The sequence below is a fragment of the Kitasatospora sp. NPDC034035 genome, from assembly GCF_055575755.1.
The window spans coordinates 1-21,285 of record NZ_JBVISA010000065.1 but is presented as its reverse complement, the minus strand read 5'-3'; the positions used below and the strand labels follow the sequence as shown (position 1 = coordinate 21,285).

The 21,285-nt window shown below is 69.7% G+C and carries 22 protein-coding genes and 2 pseudogenes; 10 read left to right on the top strand and 14 right to left on the bottom strand.

Features of this window, described 5'->3' with window-relative positions; all coding sequences use genetic code 11:
* Positions 1-106: 106 nt before the first annotated feature.
* Together ACZ52J_RS41745 and ACZ52J_RS41740 are read right to left on the bottom strand one after the other, a co-directional pair.
* The gene (locus tag ACZ52J_RS41745) at positions 107-652 is read right to left on the bottom strand and encodes an NUDIX hydrolase (RefSeq protein ID WP_465626581.1); all 546 of its coding nucleotides are present in this window, start codon (positions 650-652) and stop codon (positions 107-109) included.
* Positions 653-663: 11 nt separating this feature from the next.
* Positions 664-1,920 (bottom strand): helix-turn-helix domain-containing protein, encoded by a 1,257-nt coding sequence (locus ACZ52J_RS41740; RefSeq protein ID WP_465626579.1) that lies wholly within the window; start codon positions 1,918-1,920, stop codon positions 664-666.
* A 111-nt stretch (positions 1,921-2,031) separates the two neighbouring features.
* Here ACZ52J_RS41740 and ACZ52J_RS41735 point away from each other — a divergent pair, with 111 nt between their 5' ends.
* Both ACZ52J_RS41735 and ACZ52J_RS41730 read left to right on the top strand, forming a co-directional pair.
* Positions 2,032-2,226, top strand: coding sequence for a hypothetical protein (locus ACZ52J_RS41735; RefSeq protein WP_465626577.1), 195 nt, complete (start codon positions 2,032-2,034; stop codon positions 2,224-2,226).
* Positions 2,223-2,387, top strand: coding sequence for a hypothetical protein (locus ACZ52J_RS41730; protein ID WP_465626575.1), 165 nt, complete (start codon positions 2,223-2,225; stop codon positions 2,385-2,387). The genes ACZ52J_RS41735 and ACZ52J_RS41730 overlap by 4 nt, the downstream gene beginning before the upstream one ends.
* A gap of 1,443 nt (positions 2,388-3,830) precedes the next feature.
* Here ACZ52J_RS41730 and ACZ52J_RS41725 read toward each other — a convergent pair.
* Positions 3,831-4,364 carry a hypothetical protein gene (locus tag ACZ52J_RS41725; RefSeq protein WP_465626573.1) on the bottom strand — a complete coding sequence of 178 codons (534 nt, stop codon included), beginning with the start codon at positions 4,362-4,364 and terminating at the stop codon, positions 3,831-3,833.
* Positions 4,365-4,736: 372 nt separating this feature from the next.
* On the opposite strand from ACZ52J_RS41725, the pseudogene ACZ52J_RS41720 reads away from it, so the two are divergent.
* The 3 genes and pseudogenes from ACZ52J_RS41720 to ACZ52J_RS41710 all read left to right on the top strand — a co-directional run.
* Positions 4,737-5,015 (top strand): annotated as a pseudogene (locus tag ACZ52J_RS41720) (transposase); the annotation flags it as partial.
* A gap of 825 nt (positions 5,016-5,840) precedes the next feature.
* On the top strand, positions 5,841-7,091 hold the full coding sequence (locus ACZ52J_RS41715) for an FG-GAP-like repeat-containing protein (RefSeq protein ID WP_465626571.1): 1,251 nt from the start codon (positions 5,841-5,843) through the stop codon (positions 7,089-7,091).
* 46 nt (positions 7,092-7,137) lie between these two features.
* Positions 7,138-8,682 (top strand): FG-GAP-like repeat-containing protein, encoded by a 1,545-nt coding sequence (locus ACZ52J_RS41710; protein WP_465626569.1) that lies wholly within the window; start codon positions 7,138-7,140, stop codon positions 8,680-8,682.
* A 114-nt stretch (positions 8,683-8,796) separates the two neighbouring features.
* Here ACZ52J_RS41710 and ACZ52J_RS41705 read toward each other — a convergent pair.
* Positions 8,797-8,952: pseudogene (locus tag ACZ52J_RS41705) on the bottom strand (nitrate reductase); the annotation flags it as partial.
* A 747-nt stretch (positions 8,953-9,699) separates the two neighbouring features.
* Between ACZ52J_RS41705 and ACZ52J_RS41700 the strand changes: the two are divergent.
* On the top strand, positions 9,700-10,332 hold the full coding sequence (locus ACZ52J_RS41700) for a 2'-5' RNA ligase family protein (protein WP_465626567.1): 633 nt from the start codon (positions 9,700-9,702) through the stop codon (positions 10,330-10,332).
* A gap of 158 nt (positions 10,333-10,490) precedes the next feature.
* On the opposite strand, the gene ACZ52J_RS41695 is transcribed toward ACZ52J_RS41700, so the two are convergent.
* The 4 genes from ACZ52J_RS41695 to ACZ52J_RS41680 all read right to left on the bottom strand — a co-directional run bounded on the left by ACZ52J_RS41695 (position 10,491) and on the right by ACZ52J_RS41680 (position 14,014).
* A complete protein-coding gene (locus tag ACZ52J_RS41695; protein WP_465626565.1) occupies positions 10,491-11,885 on the bottom strand; it encodes a hypothetical protein in 1,395 nt (464 codons plus the stop codon).
* A gap of 53 nt (positions 11,886-11,938) precedes the next feature.
* Positions 11,939-12,268, bottom strand: a complete 330-nt coding sequence (locus ACZ52J_RS41690) for a hypothetical protein (protein ID WP_465626563.1) — start codon at positions 12,266-12,268, stop codon at positions 11,939-11,941.
* 4 nt (positions 12,269-12,272) lie between these two features.
* Complete coding sequence (locus tag ACZ52J_RS41685) at positions 12,273-12,479, bottom strand: hypothetical protein (protein ID WP_465626560.1); 207 nt, start codon at positions 12,477-12,479, stop codon at positions 12,273-12,275.
* A 212-nt stretch (positions 12,480-12,691) separates the two neighbouring features.
* Positions 12,692-14,014, bottom strand: a complete 1,323-nt coding sequence (locus ACZ52J_RS41680) for a hypothetical protein (RefSeq protein WP_465626558.1) — start codon at positions 14,012-14,014, stop codon at positions 12,692-12,694.
* A 377-nt stretch (positions 14,015-14,391) separates the two neighbouring features.
* Between ACZ52J_RS41680 and ACZ52J_RS41675 the strand changes: the two genes are divergently transcribed.
* Positions 14,392-14,772 (top strand): Imm32 family immunity protein, encoded by a 381-nt coding sequence (locus ACZ52J_RS41675; protein WP_465626556.1) that lies wholly within the window; start codon positions 14,392-14,394, stop codon positions 14,770-14,772.
* Here ACZ52J_RS41675 and ACZ52J_RS41670 read toward each other — a convergent pair.
* Positions 14,762-15,577: an IS5 family transposase gene (locus ACZ52J_RS41670; protein WP_465626554.1), complete on the bottom strand. Its 816-nt coding sequence runs from the start codon at positions 15,575-15,577 to the stop codon at positions 14,762-14,764. The two genes, ACZ52J_RS41675 and ACZ52J_RS41670, sit on opposite strands and share 11 nt — an antisense overlap.
* An 18-nt stretch (positions 15,578-15,595) precedes the next feature.
* On the bottom strand, positions 15,596-15,859 hold the full coding sequence (locus ACZ52J_RS41665) for an AbfB domain-containing protein (RefSeq protein ID WP_465626583.1): 264 nt from the start codon (positions 15,857-15,859) through the stop codon (positions 15,596-15,598).
* 1,361 nt (positions 15,860-17,220) lie between these two features.
* On the opposite strand from ACZ52J_RS41665, the gene ACZ52J_RS41660 reads away from it, so the two are divergent.
* The 3 genes from ACZ52J_RS41660 to ACZ52J_RS41650 all read left to right on the top strand — a co-directional run bounded on the left by ACZ52J_RS41660 (position 17,221) and on the right by ACZ52J_RS41650 (position 18,713).
* A complete protein-coding gene (locus ACZ52J_RS41660; protein WP_465626553.1) occupies positions 17,221-17,343 on the top strand; it encodes a hypothetical protein in 123 nt (40 codons plus the stop codon).
* A 100-nt stretch (positions 17,344-17,443) separates the two neighbouring features.
* On the top strand, positions 17,444-17,797 hold the full coding sequence (locus ACZ52J_RS41655; RefSeq protein ID WP_465626551.1) for a hypothetical protein: 354 nt from the start codon (positions 17,444-17,446) through the stop codon (positions 17,795-17,797).
* A gap of 250 nt (positions 17,798-18,047) precedes the next feature.
* Positions 18,048-18,713, top strand: coding sequence for an SMI1/KNR4 family protein (locus ACZ52J_RS41650; protein ID WP_465626549.1), 666 nt, complete (start codon positions 18,048-18,050; stop codon positions 18,711-18,713).
* Positions 18,714-19,111: 398 nt separating this feature from the next.
* Here ACZ52J_RS41650 and ACZ52J_RS41645 read toward each other — a convergent pair whose 3' ends face one another.
* The 4 genes from ACZ52J_RS41645 to ACZ52J_RS41630 all read right to left on the bottom strand — a co-directional run bounded on the left by ACZ52J_RS41645 (position 19,112) and on the right by ACZ52J_RS41630 (position 21,204).
* The gene (locus tag ACZ52J_RS41645; RefSeq protein ID WP_465626547.1) at positions 19,112-19,441 is read right to left on the bottom strand and encodes a hypothetical protein; all 330 of its coding nucleotides are present in this window, start codon (positions 19,439-19,441) and stop codon (positions 19,112-19,114) included.
* A gap of 120 nt (positions 19,442-19,561) precedes the next feature.
* Complete coding sequence (locus tag ACZ52J_RS41640) at positions 19,562-19,864, bottom strand: hypothetical protein (RefSeq protein ID WP_465626545.1); 303 nt, start codon at positions 19,862-19,864, stop codon at positions 19,562-19,564.
* Between the two features lie 86 nt (positions 19,865-19,950).
* Entirely contained in the window at positions 19,951-20,124 is a 174-nt protein-coding gene (locus ACZ52J_RS41635; RefSeq protein WP_465626543.1) for a hypothetical protein, read from the bottom strand.
* Between the two features lie 399 nt (positions 20,125-20,523).
* Positions 20,524-21,204, bottom strand: a complete 681-nt coding sequence (locus ACZ52J_RS41630; RefSeq protein WP_465626541.1) for a hypothetical protein — start codon at positions 21,202-21,204, stop codon at positions 20,524-20,526.
* Between the last annotated feature and the right edge of the window lie 81 nt (positions 21,205-21,285).

Below are 21,285 nucleotides of genomic sequence, written 5' to 3'. Positions count from 1 at the left end.
ACCGCAGACTCCCGCCCACGACCAGCACGAGCACCCCGGAGAACCGTCACGCCAGCCCCTCCGACCAGCACGTTCGAAGATGGCGAAGGCTCAGTGACCAGACCGATCAGCCACGCCGGGACAGCCGGTGCGGGCCAAGGTAGTACGACAGTGCGGTGTGAGACGGGCCGTCCGGGACCTCGCCGCTCACCAAGAGTTTGACTACCTCGGCCTCCGGCACCCACTCCACCCGGGCCGCCTCGGAGACGTCCTCCGGCTCGCTCACGCGAGTGCATCCGGTGACGTGGTAGCAGCGGAAGTGCGCGTCGCTGATGCCGGCCATTGCGTCGTACTCGGTCAGCAGATCGACGCGGCCGGGGCGCCAACCGGTTTCCTCCTCGACCTCGCGGGCGATCGCGGCGGCCGGGTCCTCGCCGGGCTCGGCCCAGCCGGCGGGTACTTCCCAGCCCCACCGACCGGTGATGAACCGGTGCCGGTAGAGAAGGAGGAACTCGCTGCGGTCGTTGGTGACGACGGAGGTGGTCGATGCCCGGGGGTAGCGGACGACGTGGTGGTCGATCCGGCCGAGCCCGGGCACCTCAACGTCGTCCAGCCAGACCTCGACCCACGGGCTGCCGTAGACCTTGCGGCGTCCGAACGTCTCCCACTCCATGGTTAGCCTCCCTAGGCGCGAACCAGTTGCGCTTCCGACTCTTTCACGCACGCGGTCAGCTCCAGCACGGGCCTCTCCCGAGCCCACGGGGCGAGGGCCTTCTCAAGGGCCTTGGCCCGCAGGACGAGCGGCTTGACCATAGTGGTGCTCGCCAGGTCGAGGGCGGCGCGCGCGGTGGCGCACGCCTCGTCGAGGTCTCCTTGGCTAAGGCGCACCTCTGCCAAGTCCAGCGCGATCAGCCCGCGGCCCTTGATGTCTGCGGGGTCTCGGCGACTCATGGCCGTCTCCAGCAGGACAGCGGCGGCGTCGCGCTCGCCGAGGTGGGAATACGTCTCGCCGGCGATGCCGTCGAGCCTGGGGCCGGTGAAGAAGTCGAGGCCGCCGACCGGCTCGCCCGCGGCGCTGAGCAGTTGCATCGCCTGCTCGATGGCCACCCGCGCCCCTTCCCGGTCGCCGCGGGCCGCAAGCGCTCGAGCGAAGTTCGCCGCCACCCACGCACGCCGCCGAGGCGCCGCAGCCTGCGCCCGCCCGACCGCCTGCCGCAGCAACTCGGCGGCAGCACCGCTTCGCCCGGCGGTGTACTCGGCGATGGAGTGCATGGTCAGTACCCACGCAGCCAGGTCTTCGGCCTCGCCTTCGGTGGCTGCGGTCGTTCCGACGGCGAAGTAGCCGTCGGCCGCGGCCCGCTGGCCGAGGTCGTGGCTGGCGAGCCCGAGGAGCCCAGAGAGGACGGCCAGTATCCGTACCCCGCGGCGGCGCGCGTCGACGGCTTGGGGGCGCCCGAGCATCGCGTGCACACCAGCCAGCTGCCGGTACAGGGCCCGCAGCGACTCGGCCGGCGGGGTGGACGGGTACCGGAAGGCGATCTCGGTAACCACCTGTTCCAGGCGGCTCAGGGTCGCGTTGCCGGCCGTCGAGTGGGTCAGCATGTCGAGCACCTCCCAGGCCTCGGGGACGGCGGCGGGCTCGTAGCTGGTGGGGAGGGCCGGGGTCTCCCACTGCCGGTCGGCGAGGCCGAGCATCCTGCCAGGGATGCGAAGGCCGTCAGCGATCCGCTCGATCACCTCCATGCTCGAAACGTCCCGCCCGCCGTTCATGATCTCGGTGACGCGACTGGTGGAGAGGCTGGTTCGGCGAGCGATCTGGGCGGCGCCGATGCCAGCACGGCGGACGGCCTGGAAGACCGGCCCGATCTGTCTGTCCGCGCAGGCGGCAGCGAAGGTGGCGTCGGCGAGCAGGTGGGCGGGCAGCGATTCCGGCGCGGACACGGTGGCCTCCGAGGAGTCGGTGGGGTCACGAGCGTATCGGCCACGGTGGCTTCACGGTGGGTACTCACCGTGGCCCTGGTGGCGGTCCCAAACCCTGCCGATGCTGTGCCCGTGACAACGCATCAGCCACCGCCGACGCGCGCCCAGCTGCAGGCCGAGGCCTGCATCCGCTGCCGCCGCCGAGGCGGCGAGTTGGTGCCGGCCGGCCACGTCTACACGCCCACCGGCGAGCGCTCCGCTCCGCTCGGTTGGGCCGTCGTGGCGTGCGCCGCCGCGTGCCCCACCGACTCGACGGAGGAACAGTGAGTGAGCAGGACGAGCCGGCGCCCGACGAGCGGGTGTGTGGTGTCTGCCGGGACTGCCGGGACTACGGCCTCGGCACGTACGACGGACAGCTCACCGGCATCTACGACTGGATCACCGACCACGTCGGGTGCCGCTGCCCCGGCGCCGGGACCGCCAGGTGAGCATGGCCGGTGGGATCCCCGCGCTGGACTCGGAACCAGGTCAGGCTGGTGGGTACTGCCGCGCCTGCGGCGAATACGGGCGGGGGCGTTTCGACGAAATCCGCACGTCTCTCACGGACTGGATCACCGACCACGTTGGATGTCCTGACCCAACGCCCCGTGAGGGTGACGAGCCCGACTGAACGGCCAACGCAGGTGCTCGGCCGGCGCCACGATGGTGAGCTCACAGCACGACGAGGAGGACGCGGTGGAGAAGAAGGACCGGCCTGCGCGAGACCGAACGCCGCGGGACTCGTGGGCCGCGCGGGGGCGGGAGACTCGCCACCCCGGCCAGCCCCGGCTCGCGCCGACAGGACTGCTGCTGGACGAGGAGTCGGCGGCAGAGGAGACGGAGGAGAGCATGAGCGACGACGGTCAGCGGCAGCCGAGCGGAAACCCCGGGAATCGGCGGACCTCAGCCCCGGCGCTGAGGCCGTCCAACCCGCCGCCGCTGAACCCGCCGAGCGCATAGGGCACGACTCCCGGCAGGTCAGCGAGACGTTCCCGGTGACCTCCTCTGCGGTGTCGCAGGACCGCCAGGCGTCGCTGGGCCTGGCGGTCCTGCTGCTGTTGCGGTGAAGGGGGCATGGCAGGAGTCCGTCGTAGCCGGAGATCCATGTGTCACCAACGTCCGGCAGTTTTATATCTAGGGCGCCAACAGTCTTGCGCGAGAGACCAGAGCGTTCGGCCACCCCTCCTGCGTGAGCCCGTGGAGACGCCGGGCTCGGCGGTTGCGGTCGCCGGTCTCGCGTCGCTGTGGGTCAAGATCTGCCTGGTCCGGAGGAGGAGGGGGAAGCACCTCCTGACGCGACTGACCCCCGCGGGTGAGGGGAGGACGCCCGGGCGTGGCGGCGCAGCGCGCCGTCCGGGGGCTGACCCCCGCAGGTGCGGGGAGGACACTTCCTGACCTGGGGCGATGGGGCGGCTTTGCTGGCCCTTTACTTCTTGCTGTTCCGCTGAGTGGGCACGCCCGTCGGTGCGTGATCTGTCTTGTCAAAGAGCTTGAGCCATCGTGCCACGCGTCAGTGGCGACAACGGGCCCTCTCGTAGAGCCCGCATGCGCGCCCGCCGGAACTGCCACTGGTTCGAGCGGTTCCCGGCTCCCCGCCGAGATCCACCTTGCCTGGTGCGCCGTCATCTCCATGCTCGCCTGCCTGACCCGCAACACCAGCAGCGACACCGCAGCTCGAGGTCATGCTCGCCATGAGACACCGTGCCGGGTTGGCCTCGGCCGAACCACGGGCGATGTCTCGTCACCGGGGCTGTCTGCGACAAGGTTCAGGGAGCGTGCGGGAGTCGGCGGGCTCCGCTGACCGTGGTCCTCATTACAACCGTCGCCGACACTTACTTCGCGGCACGGGCCCCGTGTGTATGCCGTCCGTGCCGGGTCGGAGCGATCGGTGGTCAGTTCGGGGTGGTCGGGGTTCCGGGGCGATCGTCCCTGCGAGCGATGGTCGCCACCCACTGCGGGAACTGTCCTACGGGTACCGCGGGCGAGGCGGTGGGGAGGAAGGCGACGCTGCAGCGTCGGCACAGCCAGGTCTCCCGCCAAACCCCCTGCAGTTGCAGCCACTGTTCGTAGGTGTGCGGCCACTGGCCAGCCGTGTCACCGCGACGGCTTCGGTGGTCGGCTTGGAGGGCGAGCCCGATCCCCAGCAGGATCGCGGTGGTGAGGAACGGGCCGTACTGGTAGCCGATCCGGTAGGCGGCGTCGGAGCCGCCGCCGTCGTCGGAGAACAGCGTGCGCAGTCCCAGCAGGCCGAAGAGGCCCGCCAACACGAAGAGGGTGATCGCGGCCCCGGTCGAGCCACCGGGTTCGGGCGGCATCGACAGCAACTCCCGCGTCGGCGGGCTGAGGGGCCGGTCGGAGTCCAGCAGGGCTTTGTGTACGGCGACGGTTTCGTCCGCCGCGCGGCATGTCGGGCAGGTGACGCTCATCGAGTGGGGACTCCGGAGGTGATGCACGGTGTGCACGAAGGACGGTCACGTAGTACAGCACGGGTAACTGACTGGCCGTGTGGTCGGGGGTTCGCCGGGAATGCGGTCGGCGGCCGGGCCTTCGGCGAGACGGGGTTGGCCAGGGGCGGACGGGGGCCAGTACTTCCGCCGCCGTGGTGGGGTGGCCGTCCTCGGCCTCGGCTCGAGCCCGGCGATCGTCGGCTTACCGGGTTGCCGAGCCGTTCGGGGGTGAGGGCCAGACGGCCCCCTCCGCGGCCGTGCTGATCGTCGGGGCAGGAGGTCCCGGCCCGATACCGGTCGGGGCGATTCGCCGCGTCGAGGACCTGCCCGTACCCAGCGGGTCGTGTACGCCGGATGCCCGCCCCGATCGCTTCCCAGATCAACGCCGCTTGGCTGGAGCTGTCCCTGGCCGCCATCGACCTGCTCGCCTGGACCCAAACCATCCCGCTGGACGGCGAGTTGTCCACCGCCGAACCGAAGAAGCTCCGCTACCGGCTTCTCCACGCCGGCGCCCGCATCACCCGCGGCGCCCGCCGCCTGCACCTGCGGATCGCCGCCATCCGGCCCTGGCGCCACGACCTCGCGACAGCCTTCGCCCGACTGCAGGCCCGTCCTCGGCCCGTCACCTGAACCGGCACCCCGGCGCTGCCCACCCACGATCCGAGGACCTTGGAGACACGCGGCCGCCGCGTCGGGCCCTCGGCATGCCCGCACAGCCGCAAACGCCCACGACCCCTCACCGACGCCATCAACCCAGCTCAGCAGGACCCAACTGAAAGGCGGAGGCTAGCGGGAACGGCTCTCCTGGGCGCCGCGGACCCGTGCCCGGCCAAACGTCCGGCAGCCACCCCAGCGGCTGAAGACCGCCATCCTCCGGGGGACCAAGGCTGCTGCCGTTGTTGATCGCCGCGACGAAGGTCCGGTAGGGCTCCGGATGCGTCACCCGGTTCTCGGTCTCCCCGGCCGCGCATGCTTCCGTGACAACCACACGTGATCACCGTCCCGATGAGGCCACGCTCGACCTCCTACGTTCGGCTTTCGCAGCCGAGTGGCGCGAGCCGGCCCTAGGCAGCGATGGAGTAACGAACGTGCAACCTTCGGGGTCCGGACGCAACACTTTGGGCTGCGTATCGCATCGCGACTTCTCTGCGAGAGAACCTCAAATCTCACTCAAACCGCTTACCGTATCTACATGTTGGGTGGGATGCTCTCGGCGTCGCGACACGGGGGAAGCCGATTCTGCCAATCCGTGCACGCTGGGGCATCCCGGCGGAGTAGTTGCTCCTTCTCTCGCTCTACCTGCCGATCAGCGGGCGGGCGGACGGACGTGACGTGTCGCGGCGCCGGTTCGCTGGATTCTTTGCCGGCGGAATGGCATGCGTTCGGCCGATTTCTATGGAACGACCAGCGGTCGAACGCTCCGGACACATTTCTCATTCACTACGGGGAGACGCAATGAGGAAAAGCTGGAAGGCCGCTTTCGTGGCGGCCGGAGCGGTGGCGGCAATCTTCGCCTCCAGCGCCGTGGCGGCTGCGGATACCAGCGCCTACGGCATGCCGTTCAAGGACATGATCAACAACAGCGACTGCCACAACAGTGTGGTGATAGGTCGTAGCGGTGGGCAGATCTACGCGTACGGCGCCATCAGGTGCGTCCTGGCGAGGACCGCGCTCGTCCCGAGTATCTCACTGTCAGGCGACAGCGGAAAGAACGGATTTGACGGCAAGGGCGGCAGCTGCGCCCTGGCCAGCTACTGCGAGACCCCGCGCGTCTACCTTCCGGAGATCGCAGGAGTCAGGTATCAGGCGAGCAGTGCCGGCGTCCCCGGTGGCATGTTCATGCCGCCCGAGAGCGGCATTGCGCACGCAGAACTCGTGGGCGGTACCCGATCGTCCCGGGCTGGCACGGAGGCGGGGACGGGTCGGGTGCGGTGGGCTGACTTCGATGGTGACGGCCGTGCGGACTACGTGATCGTCAACCCGGACGGTCCGGTGCACGTGTACCTGAACCAGGGCACTGACGGGCACGGCGGTTGGCAGGACTTCGGCCAGGTCGCCACGGGTCTGACCACCGACGCGAGCCGGGTGCATTTCGCGGACTTCGACGGTGATGGCCGCGCCGATTACATCCTCGTCAATCCGGATGGTTCGGTGCGGGTGTTCCTCAACAAGGGCGGTGACGGGCACGGCGGTTGGCAGGACATCGGTCAGGTCGCCACGGGTGTGACCACCGACGCGAGCCGCGTGCGCTTCGCCGACATCGACGGTGACGGCCGCGCCGACTACAACATGATCGACTACAACGGCGCTGTCCACACCTTCCTCAACCGTGGTGGTGACACCGGTGGCGGCTGGAGCGACTACGGTCAGATCGCCACGGGCCTGACCGGCGACATCAGCCGTGTCCGCCTCGCCGACATCGACGGCGACGGCCGCGCTGATTACAGCGCCATCAACCCCAACGGTTCCGTCGTCACCTACCTCAACAACGGCGGGGACGGCCACGGCGGTTGGATCAACTACGGGCAGATCGCCATCGGTCTGACCAGTGACCAGAATGCCGTGGTCCTCGCCGACATCACCGGTGATGGTCGGGCCGACTACCTGGTCACGGGCGCCGGTGGTGTCGTCAACGCCTTCCGCAATGACGGCGGCGACGGCCACGGCAGCTGGACCGACTACGGACAGATCGCCGCCGGCGCCTGAGCCGGCAGCTATTCACCGTTCACCACAACTACGGGGGTACCTTCCTTTGAAACGTGTCATACTCGGCGGCCTCGCCACCGCCGCCGTCCTTGCCGGCCACCTCGCCACCGCCCCGGCCTCGCAGGCCGCGGCGCCGCCGTCCCCGGTGCTCCGGGTGATGCCGCTGGGCGACTCCATCACGGCCGGCGTGGGTAGTTCCACCGCTGCGGGCTACCGCCTCCAACTGTGGAACGACATCGCAGCCCAGTCCCGCTACAAGGTCGACTTCGTCGGCTCGGGCCACTGGGGCAACGTCCCCGATCCGGACAACGAGGGCCACAGCGGATACCGGATCAGCGACATCCGCGCCGGCATCGACGGCTGGCTGTCCGCGGCCACGCCCGACGTCGTCCTGCTCCACATCGGCATCAACGACCTCGACCGCGACCCCGATCCCGACAAGCAGCAGGCCGCCACCCGCGCCGCGAACGCCTTCACGGACCTCGCGGAGCGCATCCTCGCCGACCGGCCGGGCGTCACGGTCCTCGCGCAGGGGCTGATCCCCACCACATCGGGTCTCCAGGACGGCGTGCGGACCTTCAACACCGACATCAAGGCGCTGCAGTTCGGAAAGCTGGCCGGCAAGAAGTTCCGATACCTGGAGCCGCCGGCACTGTCGGGCGGCGAGATGGCCGACCGCCTACACCCGAGCGACACCGGGTACGTGCGGATGGGCGACGTCTTCTCCAACGGGCTGGACCAGGCCGTCGGCGACGGACTCGCACAGCGCCCGCCCGCACCGCGGGCGGGTACGGAGGCGGGGACGGGTCGGGTGCGGTGGGCTGACTTCGATGGTGACGGCCGTGCGGACTACGTGATCGTCAACCCGGACGGTCCGGTGCACGTGTACCTGAACCAGGGCACTGACGGGCACGGCGGTTGGCAGGACTTCGGCCAGGTCGCCACGGGTCTGACCACCGACGCGAGCCGGGTGCATTTCGCGGACTTCGACGGTGATGGCCGCGCCGATTACATCCTCGTCAATCCGGATGGTTCGGTGCGGGTGTTCCTCAACAAGGGCGGTGACGGGCACGGCGGTTGGCAGGACATCGGTCAGGTCGCCACGGGTGTGACCACCGACGCGAGCCGCGTGCGCTTCGCCGACATCGACGGTGACGGCCGCGCCGACTACAACATGATCGACTACAACGGCGCTGTCCACACCTTCCTCAACCGTGGTGGTGACACCGGTGGCGGCTGGAGCGACTACGGTCAGATCGCCACGGGCCTGACCGGCGACATCAGCCGTGTCCGCCTCGCCGACATCGACGGCGACGGCCGCGCTGATTACAGCGCCATCAACCCCAACGGTTCCGTCGTCACCTACCTCAACAACGGCGGGGACGGCCACGGCGGTTGGATCAACTACGGGCAGATCGCCATCGGTCTGACCAGTGACCAGAATGCCGTGGTCCTCGCCGACATCACCGGTGATGGTCGGGCCGACTACCTGGTCACGGGCGCCGGTGGTGTCGTCAACGCCTTCCGCAATGACGGCGGCGACGGCCACGGCAGCTGGACCGACTACGGACAGATCGCCGCCGGCGCCTGACCTGCAACGGGTCTCTGCCGAGGGGGACTTGATCGTCACTGGCGGCCAGTGAGGTCTCAACTCATCTGACTTCCAGGTGACTTCGCGCTCCCGCATGCATCGCTCTCGTCATGCGGGAGCGACGAAGATCGCGCCGAACATGGCCACCACGTGCTGGGCACCCAGCCCTGCCGTGCGGGCCAGGAGAGCCGTTCGTCGGGGGCGGGCGACCGCCCCCGGCGCGGGTGTGCGCCCGTCCCCGTGCAGCTTCCAGCGCGCGCCGAGATCCATGATGGAGTTTCGCCCTCTCTGTACCGCGGGCTCGGTACGTCTTCGTGCGGTGAGCGACTGACCGCACCGTTCTCGTGGTCGCCGGTCCCGCCGCGCGCCACCGGCCCCGCTCCTGGCCTGCGCACTCGCGCGCGGCGGGACCGGCGGTGCGGGTGCACGGGTCAGGGCCGCCGCCGAGCGGCAGCGCTCGGCGGCGGCCCTCAGGTCGCGCAGCCACGCCTCCAGGCCCTGGCCTGCAGGGGGCTTGGGACATCTCACACCCGGAGGGAGCGCACCCCGGGCGGTCCAGTGCGGACGAGGCACGCTTCCGGATGCTGATCATCAGCAGCATCGTCCGGAGGCTTCTGCAGCACGCCAACCTCTGAGCTTGCCCGCGCGACCTGCTGCGCCAGCCCCCGACCGTCTCTGCGGTCGGGGCTGAGACGTGATACACGGCGCTGGATCTCAGGCAGCCTCGCCTAAAGGTGGTCAGTGGTCAGCGTCAAACAGCGTTCACAACCTCGCCGCCCACCGGATCGCCATCGACTCCCTCGCCGAGGTCTACCTGACCGCCGCCGAAGCGGTCCCTGGCCTCGCCCCGCTCGCCGAACGCCACCGCGCCGGAGTAGCGAGGTGGTGCTCACGCTGCGGGTATCCGACGCCAGGCGCCCGGCACCGTCACCCAGCTGCAGCACTGCCAGACCGCCGTCCGCGAGGCCAGAATCGCCCTCTCCCTCGCCGCCCCGACCGGTGCTTGGATCGGTGACCATGATGCATGAGACTCCCGCGCACATGGCCGACCACTGGTGGTGGCGCCCCGGGTGGCACCAGGGCACCCGCTGGTACACCTGGCACCTGACCTTCGACGGCGCCGACGACGTCCACCGCCTCGCCGCCGACTACCGCCACGCCCTGGCCGGCGTCCCCAGCCTCGACCTCGTCCCGGACCGCTGGCTTCACCTCACCATGCAGGGACTCGGCTCCACCACCGAGGTGAGCGAGGCCGACGCGCGCGCGATCGCCGACGCCGCCACCCATCACCTCTCGCAAGTCCCGGCCTTCGAGCTGGTGTTGGGGCCCGCGATCGTCAGCGCCGAGGCCCTGCTCCTCACCGTCACCCCGGCCGAGCCCGTCCATGCCGTCCATGCCGTCCGAGCCGCCATCCGCGCCGCCATCGCGGACGTGTGGCCCGGGGTCCCCGAGCCGCCGGACGGCTTCCGGCCCCACGTCTCCGTCGCCTACTCCAGCGCCGACGGCCCCGCCGGGCTCGCCGCCGATGCCCTCGCCGATGTCACCACCTACCTTGCCACCGCCCGCATCACCTCCGCCGAACTTATCGTCCTCGGCCGAGACCGGCAGATGTACGAGTGGGAGACCGCCGCCCGCGTGCCACTCGGCTAGGCCGAAGCCCTACACCCCCTGGCCGTCCGGCCGGGCAGCTCGCGCGCCGCGGGCTGATCGGCGTGGACGCGAAGACCCCAGGATGCAGCGTGGCGGGCCGTCGGCCAGGCGCCGGCCGGCGGCCGCGCCCGCCTGCCCTTCAACCTGCATTCGTCCTGTTACCTGCGACCGACGATCGCGTCGACGAGGGTGTGGTGGGAGGCCAGGCTGTCGGGGGCGCCTGCGGTGCTGGCCACGATGTCGCCCGGCTGGAAGCTCCACCCATGGGCTGCGGTGTTGCTGAGGGGGGTTCGGGCGATGAGGAACCCGCCGTCGTGGCCTTCCTGTTCCGGGCGGGCAGCGATCTCGGTCAGGATGGGGTTTCCGCCCTGGTGCGCGTCCAGCAGGCCCTTGTACGTGCCCGCGGTCTGGCCATCGCGCAGTGGACCTCCGAGGGCGTAGCGGGCCGCCGACGGGTCTGCGGGGTCACCGATGTTCGTGAAGACGATGGCCGCTGACTGCTTGGAGGGGTCGGCCTTGCCCGCGTCGGCAGCCAGGCGGCGTGCGGTGGCGGCGTCGGTGGCGAGGGTTGCCGGTGAGGGGTTCGGCGGGACGTAGGCGGCGATGTTGGTGGCGGTGTCCGGGTTGCCGTAGGCGATGACGGCACGTGGCGCGGTGTTCTGTGTCCGTGCATTCTCGACGTCGAGCAGGAGCTGTGGCGGAACGGTGGGGGTGTCGATCTGCTTCTGGAGTGCGTCGAGGCCGGCCAGGTTTGCCTGCGCCGCCTTCTGCACCTCCGACTGGGTCGCGGAGGCGGCATCCTGTGCGATCTGCTCACGGAGCTGGGGCAGCCATGCCCGGTTGGCCTGGTCCCGTGTCTGGGAGGGCAGGCCGTCCAGGGCCCCGATCTGGCCGGGGTGGTCGTGCAGGAGTTGCTGGCGCGTTGATTCGGGCAGCGAGTCCCACCACTGTCGGTTCCCAGAGGAACTCCCGGGGGGCGCCCCGAATTTGAAGTTCGTCTCCTTGTCGAGGAAGTCGATGTCCTTCTGGACGTCGGCGACCCGTTCCGGGGTGAAGTCCCCGGTGCTCTGGTAGGTGGTGTCGAGCCTGCCGAGCGCTGCGGTGACGGTGTCGTCCATGGTTTTCACCTCGCCGGACAGGTCGCCGACCTCCTTCGCGAGCTTGTCGCGGGCGGCTTCCATGGCTTTGACCCATTCGGGGTCGTGCCGCGCGGCCTCATCACCCTTGCCGGGCGGCAGGATCTCCACCGCGGGTGCGACGTTCTCGTCACCGTCGACGATCCGCAGACCGTCGGCGGCCGCGCCGTCGACGAGCGTCTTCTGCCGGGCCTGCAAGAGCAGGAGGGTGTCGAGGGCGTCCGTCAGGACCACGCGCAGGTCCTCGATCACCCGGTCAACCAGGAACAGCTGGTTGGCACGCTCCTGAAGGGCGCCGTCGGTCGCGTCTGAGGCGTGCCCGTGCCAGCTGGACGAGGCCAGGTTCCGCTGAACCGTCTGCCACTGCGTGATCCGCGTCTTGAAGTGGCCCTCGAAGGTGGACACGGCGTTCGTCATCGCCCTCAGGCCGCCGAGATCGGCCGTTTTGAGCATCCCCCAGTAGTAGGCCATCAGCCCTGGCCCCCCGGAGCCGGCGTGCCGAGCGAGGCGGCCGCGTTCGCGTCCGTGGTCTCGTAGGAGCTCGCGATGGTGCTCAGAATGCCAGCGGCGTGTTCCAGCATGTTGGTGGTGACGCGCTCGACGTGGCTGCTCAGGTCCTGGACGGCCGCCTTGGCCGGGCTCGCGAAGAGCCAGTTCGGCATGCCTAGGTCCGGCATCTGCCCGAAGTCCTGCGTCAGGTCCTGCCGCATGCCCGCCGCCACCGCCCGCGCGGCAGTGTCCGCGTCGCGCAGATCCTGCGGGTTAACCCCGAACCCCTTGGGCCCTGTTGTCCCTGGCATTCCCTCAGCCCCCTCCGGCACGCCAGTCGCGTGATGCATCCGGCGCCCAGCGTAGACGACCCTCGCGCGCGCCGGTCACGGCGAACAGCGCCGAGCCGAGCTTCATGGCCGTGACCGTGGCCTTCCACGTCCCCGGCCGGGCCCCTTCCGGGTCGGCCACGCAGTGGGCCTGGAGCGCGAGGAGGGCGGTGCTGAACGCGAAGTCGATCATGCTGGCGGACTCTCCGAGGCCGTCGACGCGTCGGTTCACCCGCTCGCTCAGCCGGTCGGCGAACGCCTGCGCGTCGGGCCGGGGCTCAAGGTGCAGGCAACGGTCATGGTCACGGAAGGGGCCCGTCGGTCATGTCGGTTCGTCAGCAGGGAAGGCAGCCAGCACCGCGCCTGCCTTCCTGGAAGCACGCGCGGACGGGCGGGCTCGCGCCCTCAGAGGTGGACTACCTGCCCGGCGGTGTCCAGCCAGCACCAGTTGACCGGCGCGTGCTGCTTCTTCAGCGCGAGGCGCCCGGTCCCGAAGGCCTTGAGAGCGGCCTCGACGGCGGCGGGCAGGGTGTCGAAGTCCTGCGGCACGGGGACGCGGAGCAGCAGGCGTTGCTTGCGGTGGAGGAGGAGGATCTCGCCGGCCGGGGTGCACTCCAGCAGCTCGAATTGCTTCAGGGCCGTGAAGGGCTTGGCAGCGGTGGAGATCCGGGAGCGCAGCTGGCCGTCGGCGCTCCAGGCGAACAACCCGTAGCGGTTGAGGTGGAAGGCCCGCCCGCGGTGCGGGTCGGCGACGACCGTGTAATCGAGGCCGGTGAAGGGGCTGTCGTCGTAGCGGTGCAGGCCCTCCAGGCGGCCGCGCAGCGTGCCCTGGTCGTCGAGGATCGCAAAGCTGAACTCCTGGCCACGGCTTCCCGACCGGAAAGTGCGGCCGAAAACCGGGACCACGAAGAGGTCGTCGCCGAGGGCGGAGGGCCGGGTCACTTTGCAGTCCGCGTAGCCGTAGAAGGTGCCGGAGGTGCCGGTGAAGTCCGTCAGGACGTCGGTCAGAGTGGGCGAGGGGCGGTTGTCCCGGCACACCGGGACTCCGCCGAAGACGACGTGGGGGTGCTGGTCAGCGTCGGTCTGGCGGTCGGTGTTCGCGTGAAGGCTCGCGATGGCCCGCAGGGTGGGCTTGGAGCCGGGCGCGAGCGCGGCGCCGGGATCGGAGACGGCGACGATGTTGGTGGTCGCGCCGGCCCACTTGAGGCCGTACTCCGAGGTCGTGCAGAGCAGCCGACCGGAGGGTGTGACGGCGATCGACGCGGCGAAGGGATCGCCCATCCTCTCCTTCTCCTCCTCCTGGCCCCAGGGCATCGGGAACGTGGCCAGGACCTGGCTCAGGTCGGCCGAGAACAGGTGGGTGCTGCCTGGTCGCAGAGCGAGCGCGACCGTCCCGTCGGGGAGGACGGCCAGGGTGTCACCGCTGCCGTCCGGAATGATCGATGACGGGGTGCCATCCGGCCGGGGGCCTCCGAACACGGCGGTGGCGACGGGCGTTCCGTCCGGGGTGTAGCGGGTGATGAAGCGGAGGTTGAGCTGCATGTGGAGGGGGTCGGCCGGATCGCCCGTGCCGCGCCAGGGGCGCCATACGGTGGAGACCACATAGGTGTCGCCGTCCGGCGTGGCCGCGGCGTGCTGCGGGGCCCACCCGCCGGCCGCCGGGTCGAGGCCGTGGGTGATGGCCAGCGATGAGGGCATGGTCATCGGCAGGGTGAGCATCCGCTTCATGATCGGAATTCTGCACCGCCCACCGACAGCGAGCCCCAGGCCGGCAGCGGTGAACCCGGCCCCGGGCCGACAGTCGCCGCGCCGGTTCGGCCCTTCGACCACCTCCCGGGACGGCCTCCACGGCACTCCCCTGCCCCGAGCCCGCCCCGGCGGGAAGGTCGTTGTCCAGCCCCGGTCAGGCGGCCTGTTCGGCATGGCAGCGCACCGACCTGCCCTGCCGGAACGCGGTGACCGCCGCGATGGCGGCGACCGCTGTGAACACGGGCAGACCGCGTTTGAGATCTGCCGTGGAGCCATAGGGACCGGCTGAGGTCGAAGGACTGGCAGGACGATCCGCCCTTGGTGATCGATAGGATCGGTCGGTCGGAGGGGATGTGATGTTGCAGGTTCTGTACAGCGGGGAAACCAGAGAGCTCGAGCTCTCTGGGACGCGTCGAGAGCTCCTGGCGCTCGGGCAGCTGTTGCGGGGGAAGGCTGGAAGCTGTGATCTCTCGGAGAACCAGCACCCCTTTCCCTACGAGAGGTCGCTGTCCGAGATCGCGTTCCGGGAGGACCCGGAGCACGACACCGCTTCGATCGTCACGGAGGACCAGATCCTGAGGATCCGGGGAGGGCGGGAAGCTCTCGACCTCCTCGCCGACAACATCGAGGACTTCGCGTCCGAGGCGGACGCAAGCGATCACTGCCACGTCGAGGCCCCGACATACGACTACATCGCGCCAGAGTCGGACCCGTTGGTGATTGCGTTTATGAGGTGAGCGGAGAGCCTTCGGTCACACGGCGGTTGAGCCCGCAGGCCTCAGCGCGAGAAAGCGATCGTGGGCCTGGTCGGCTTGCCGGTCGGCCTCGGGTGAGGCGGCGGACCATGACGCCGATCATCGCCCAGCGGATCATCGTCTCCGAATGGGCGGGGCTGGTCTCGTAGTCCCGGGCGAGGCGCCGGCGAGAGGTGAGCCACGACGAGGTGCGCTTCACCGCCCACCGCTGGGGCTGGACCTGGACGCCGCGCTGGTCAGGGTCCTTGCGGACGATCTCCAGCTCACGGCCGAGGACCTGAGCGGCCCACTCGACCAGGCGGCCGGCAAAGCCCTGGTCGGCCCAGACCTTCTGCACCCCAGGGTGGTCGAGCCTGATCCACAGCAGCGGCCGCTTCGCGCCGTCGCGGTCCTGGATGCTCGCCGCGACAACGTGGACGGCCAAGAGCAGGCCGAGGGTGTCGGTGACGATGAACCTCTTGCGGCTCTTCACCTTCTTGCCCGTCTCGAAGCCCCTGGTGGCAGCGGGGACGGTATCGGCGGTGCGGACGGACTGCGAGTCGATCAGGCCAGCGCTCGGCTCCGCGTCGCGGCCATCGGCTTCACGGACCTTGCCGCGCAGGGCGTCATGGATGCGCTCAACGGTGCCGTCGTCGTGCCACCACGTGAAGTACCAGTACACCGTCGGCCGCGGAGCGAAGTCCTTCGGCAACTGCCGCCAGGCACACCCGGTCCGCACCACGTAGAAGATCGCGTCGACGATCCGCCGCCGCGGATGCTTCTCCCGCCGACCACCCCTCGGACCCACCCGCGCCGGAGGTTCCCACTATCCGTTCTTTGTCCAGTCCGAGATACGGAACGTGGCATCCTGCCGATACTGCGACGCATCCTCGAACGGGTGGAGCCAGATCTCAAAGTTCGAATGCCGGAGATGCCGATCGGGGTAGTTGTATGAACGGAAGGAAAGCCCTCCCTGGTACGAGTCATCAGTCATCAGTGCGGGAGTGATCTCAAAGGTTGCGTCCTTGCCGAACTGGGCATCTCCGGGCTGGAACTGCTGAAGCATCAGCCGCCAGTTCTGGTGACGCAGATAGTATCTCCGTCGAACCTCCTTATCCCCTTAAAGGAATACAGCCGCTCGCGAGCTAGCCCTGGAACGAGCCAGAAGTTGCTATCAAGCCCAACCGGGTCAGGGTCAAGAAAAGTCTCAAAATTCCAGTGTCGAATAAATCTACCCGGGGAGTGGAATGCCTCAAGTCGCAGGGTCCAGTTGAATTAGTCTGACATGGAAAATCAACCTTCCGGCACCATCGTGCGGTCGAGGTACGGAACGCACCATCCATGGGGTGGTAGGCGACTGGGAACTACTTGACTCTCAAGTGTCAATCTCCCCACGCTTCGCCCCCCTTGACTATGCCGTCACATTCCGTGTTCACAGGGGGGTTTAGAGCTGGAAATTGACTCGTAGTGGTGACATTCCGCTAATGCGAGACCCGGTCTTAAAGCGCGGCAATTTGCAGAAGGAGGCAGTAGTGGCATGGTCAACCAGTAGCCGGCGGAGTCGGCTACCTGCCGAATGGTCGGTCCGTCGACAGCGCGTGCTGCGCCGTGACGGATGGCGGTGCATGGCGACCGTGCGGGACGGTGACGGGTGCACGGAGGCAGCGACGGACGTCGACCACATCCGGTCGGGCGACGACCACAGCCTCGACAACCTCCAAGCGCTGTGCCGCTGGCACTACGCACCCCAAGAGCGCGTACGAAGGTGCGGCAGCACGGGCGGCACGGCCCCGGGCGGGGCGGGCGAGGCCGGTCGGTCGCCATCCAGCTGATCTGTGACTGTACGTGACGACGGAGCATAGGCATGCAGGCCTGGCGGCATGGCCATGCTCGATGGCCTTGGGCTTCGGCGCCCCGGCAGCCCTGGGGGCTGACCCCCTTCGGGCTGTCTCGGCCCCCGCAGGCGTATAGCACCTCGAATTCGGTTCCTCGCCGCCGTCTGCGCGGCCGAGTTCGTTGGCCCCTGCCGGTTCGGCGGGCGGGGCGACGATGGGATGCCAATCGTGGTGCCGCACTCGGCACCGTGGGTGCAGATCGCCGCCGTTACTGTAGGTGCGGGTTTGGGGCGTCACCTCGCGGGATCGGCCAGCGGCACCGTCCAGACCAGAGGATCCGTGGCTGTTCGTCGAAGTTCTGCTGGACTTCTAGCCGCCGATGGCGGTCTCGATCTCGTGGTCCTTGCTGCAGCGCAGTGTCATGGTGGTGCGAGTGCTGTTGATCTTGTTGATCAGGAACAGTTCCGGAGCATCGCACTCGACGCACACCTCGGCCCTGGCGATGGGCCAAAGTCCCAGGGGGTCGTCAGACTAGGACCCTGCACGTAGATCCGCCCCAGCCCCACGGGGGAAGAGCGAGGCGGGTATTCAAAGGACTCCCGTCTTCACCGCCGTCGTGTTCGGTGTGCTGATCGCCGCCACCACGTGGGGCCACCCGATCCTCCAGCTCGTCGGCGCCGCCGTCGACGCCACCCACTACCCCTGCCCGGAGCGCCGCTGCCCGGCAGGCCTACCCTGATCCAAGACACGGCGGGAAAGGGGGAGGGGAACTGGTGATGCGCAAGGGGCGCTGGTTAGCCGCGGCGGGACTGATCGCGGTCACGACCTGGGCGTGCGACATGAGGGAGCACGATCCTGCATACCCGCTCCCGTTCAAGCGGAGTGACGCCTCGGTCCTGCGCCGCATCGAGCTCGCCGACCCCTCCACGAGGAACACCACCGTGGCGGCGGACGACCGCACGCTCTCCATGGAAGTCTCCTGGAGCGGCTGCGACTACAAGCCCGACCTCGTGGCACTGGAGACCGCCGACCAGGTCAGACTGCTGCTCAGGCGCCGCGATGCCTCCGGCCCGGACATCGGATGCGAGGACGGCGGCATCGCCGAACTCACCGTCGTCCTGCACCAGCCCCTCGGAACCCGGGCCCTCACCGACACCCTCACCGGCGAACCCGTCCCCCACACCCACACCTGACACTGGACTGCATCCGGATCCCGGCAGCCTTGGCGACGCACGGCGCCACCGGCACCCGGAAAGTCGCTCAGCCGGCGGTGCGGGGAATCGCCCACGGTGCGCGTCTCGGCTCCGGTCGCCCCGGCGCAGCGCGGCCGGAGTCCCGGGGCAGTCACCGGCGCCCGTGTTCTTCCGGTCAGGTCAATGGCCTGCCAGAGCCGTGGCCTAAAGTGCAGCCTCTGACAGGCTGACGGCCGGAGAGGGCTGGGCGATGACCGAGGCGTGGGACCGGCTCCGGGCGATCATGGGCGAGGCCGTGTACACCCCGGCGCGGGTGCCCTGGGAGTTGGCACCGGCCGAGCTCGGGGTCCAGCTGCCATCGGACTACCGGGCGTTCGTCGACTTGTACGGTGCGGTGAACCTGAACGGCGAGTGGGGCGTGCGATCACCGACGAGGCCCTCCCACGCAGCCGGCTCTCCGGGCGGCCTGACGGGGTGGCGCTTCGAGACCGATACCGAGTTCCGGCAGCAGGTCGAGGGTGAGGATGAGTTCTGGGACCAGGAGCACATCCCTGTCTTTCCAGACCCGGGCGGGCTACTGCCCTGGGGCATGAACAGCAACCACAACCACTGCTGCTGGCTGACCACCGGCCCGGACCCAGAGCAGTGGCCGGTGGCCGTCTTCTGCGACTTCAACGACGGCGCGCTCGCCCGTTTCGACGGCGGCTTCGCGGAGTTCGTGGCGACCGCACTCACCGGCGGCTACGCCCACGCGGATGAGTTGCTGGTGCGCCCGGACCCGCAAGAGTGGGGACCTCAACCGGTCCGACCACTCTGGACACCCGCCTACGACTGGACCGGCAAGGACTGGGGCGCGGAGTGGGGCATCACCTGGTACCGGCCCACCGGGTCGACGGCGATGCCCTGGACCAGGTAACAACGATCCGGGGTACACCACCGACTGTGCCGAGGCTGCCTCAACTCGTGCTCGACAGGAGGAACGACCCCACCTGTGAGCTGGATGGTCAAAGCGGCGAGTGCGTGGGCTCGGCCCGGCCTGACGGTGCCCGGGGGTCACGGCGTCGGCGGCGGTGCGACCTGGCAGACGACCACGAGTTCCAGGCGCGAGACGACGTAGTAGGCGAGCAGGCCGCCGGCGACGTCGAGGTAGCGCATGGGCTCACCGCTGCCCTGGTAGTGCCATCCAGGTAGAGCGCCTCGGCGGCCCGGACAAGCTCGGCGGCCCGCTCTTCGACGGCGGTGAGGAACTCGGGCCGGGGCTCCGGCGGTGACGTGCTGCTCGCTGGACAGGTACTCCCAGCTCAGGTCACGCGTTCACCGCCGCGTAGGCGGCGCGGTAGAGCTCGGCGACGGTGGTGGCGTGCTCGCGGCACTCGGCGACGGTCGCGGCGCGGTTCGCGAGGTAGTCGCCCGGTGGTAGGCCTGGGCGGTGGCCGGGTGCCGCTCGATCTCGACCATGGCGGCCCAGTGCGCGACGAACGAGCGGATCGGCTGGACGCTACCGGTGGTGATGGCCCCGGCCATGGCCCTCGTCTGCCCGTCGATCATCTCCGGGAGGCGGTCCGCGGCCACGACGGCCAAGGCGGCCTTGAGCGCGGCCGGACTCTGCTCGGGCCGGGGGATCAGCTCGAGCCCGTCGTGCACGGGCTGACTCAGACAACACTCCTCTCCTACCCAGCCGAGACTACCCGCCCCGGGCCCGCCGGACGGCCCTCACGAACCAGTGAAGGACAGACCCCGCGGGGCCACGCTCGGGCCAGCCGATCACCGGCCGACGACGCACGCCCGGACGAACCCCTCGCCGACCCGGCGCCACTCTGGCTGCCGATCGGCGCGGCCAGGGAGGCCATGGCCTGCTCGTCGGTGCGCAGGACCAAAGCGGTGGCAGTAGGTGGCAATCACCTCGGCAACGGCAGCCCGGTCTCCGATCGGGGAGGCGATGGCGGCGGCAAGGTCCCGCTCGAACAGGCCGCAGTCGCCAGGCAAGCCGTACCTGCTGACCGCGAAGCGCAGCTCGTGAAGGATGGTCGACCTGGCCGAGTCCCAGTGGTCGGGCTGGGTGGTCACCTGGTCCTCGGTGGTGACGGCCACCGGAACGGCGGGCCGCAGAATCGACGGTAGCGGGTGGTGGGCGGGTGGTGGAGCGGTCCTGGTCAAGCGGCGCCGGTGAGGGTCATCGGTTGGCGAGTCGGGCGCAGCGGGACGGCGCCGGCGCGGAGCGCTTTGCAGACGCGGGCGAGGGCCTGGCCGCTGGTGGCGGCTGCGGTGCGGGCGGCGGCCTTCTCGGCGAGGCCCTGGGCGAATACGTCATCGACCCGAACAACCACGTCGTACGCCTCACCCGCATCATCCCCCTCTGACGGGCCACCGCCTCGCTGCCCAGGCCCGTTCCCCGTCAAGGCGCGTCGACCACGGACGGGATCGCCTCGCGAGCGGGCGGCCGGGACCGCGGGGACGGGGGCGCCCCGGGGTCCCGGCCATGGAAGGCACCGGCCACCGCGGGGGCGTGGCCGACTGCTCAGCAGCCCGGCAAGGGGGTGGTGGGGCTGCCGTGATCCGGAATGCTAGACCCGCCCGAGGCCCGCGAACAGGCCTGCGACCTGCAATCTTTCGGTCGCGAACATGCCAGGAGGTCAGAATTTCTTACCTACCCGGCGGGCGGCCACCAGCTGCCGTCGACCAGGACGCGCCCCGACCGGGTCGTCCCGGGCCCCCGCCCGCCGCTGTCAAGCCGTCAGCTCAGCCTGCGGGTCACGGGTGCACAGGTGCGCGGTCGGGCAGGCCGGGCAGCCCCGGGCATCGACGAGATGGGCAACCGCGTCGAACAGCTCCTGGGCACGCTCTGCGGTACCGACGCCCTCGAACCCGGCGTACTCGTGCGCGGTGCCGGTGGTGCCCTCGGCGAGGTGAGCGCGCAGATAGGCGAGCGCGGCGAACTCATCCGGCAGCAGGCTCCCCGGCGCCACCGGGATGCAGACCTTCGGCACCAGCGCGCTGGCAAGGTCCCCACCGAACAGCCACGGGTCGCCAGGCTTGGCCGGCTTGCCGACGACCACCCTCAGCACGACCTCCTCCTGATCGCTGGGCTCGACCAGGACACCGCCAGCGGCATGGAGCTCGTGGACAACGCTGCGCACGTCCGCAGCCGCGCGCTGGCCACCGATCATCCCGGCCAGCTCGGCGACCGGCAGGTGACCGACGCTGCCGTCGGGTCGGCGCAGCTGGAGCACGCCCTGGTCGACGGCGAGGTCCAGCCACAAAGCCTGCACCGGGATCTTCGTCCCGTACAGCGGGGCCAGGCGGGTCAGGCGCCGGGTCATGGCGACGGTCTCCGGGCTGAGCCGCATGTCCAGCATGGCCCTGTCGTAGGCGTCGGGGGCCAGGGCCATCCACTGAGCCTTCGCCATCTTCGAACATGCTGGTCGGAGGGGCTGGCGTGACGGTTGTCCGGGGTGCTCGTCCTGGTCGTGGGCGGGAGTCTGCGGTCT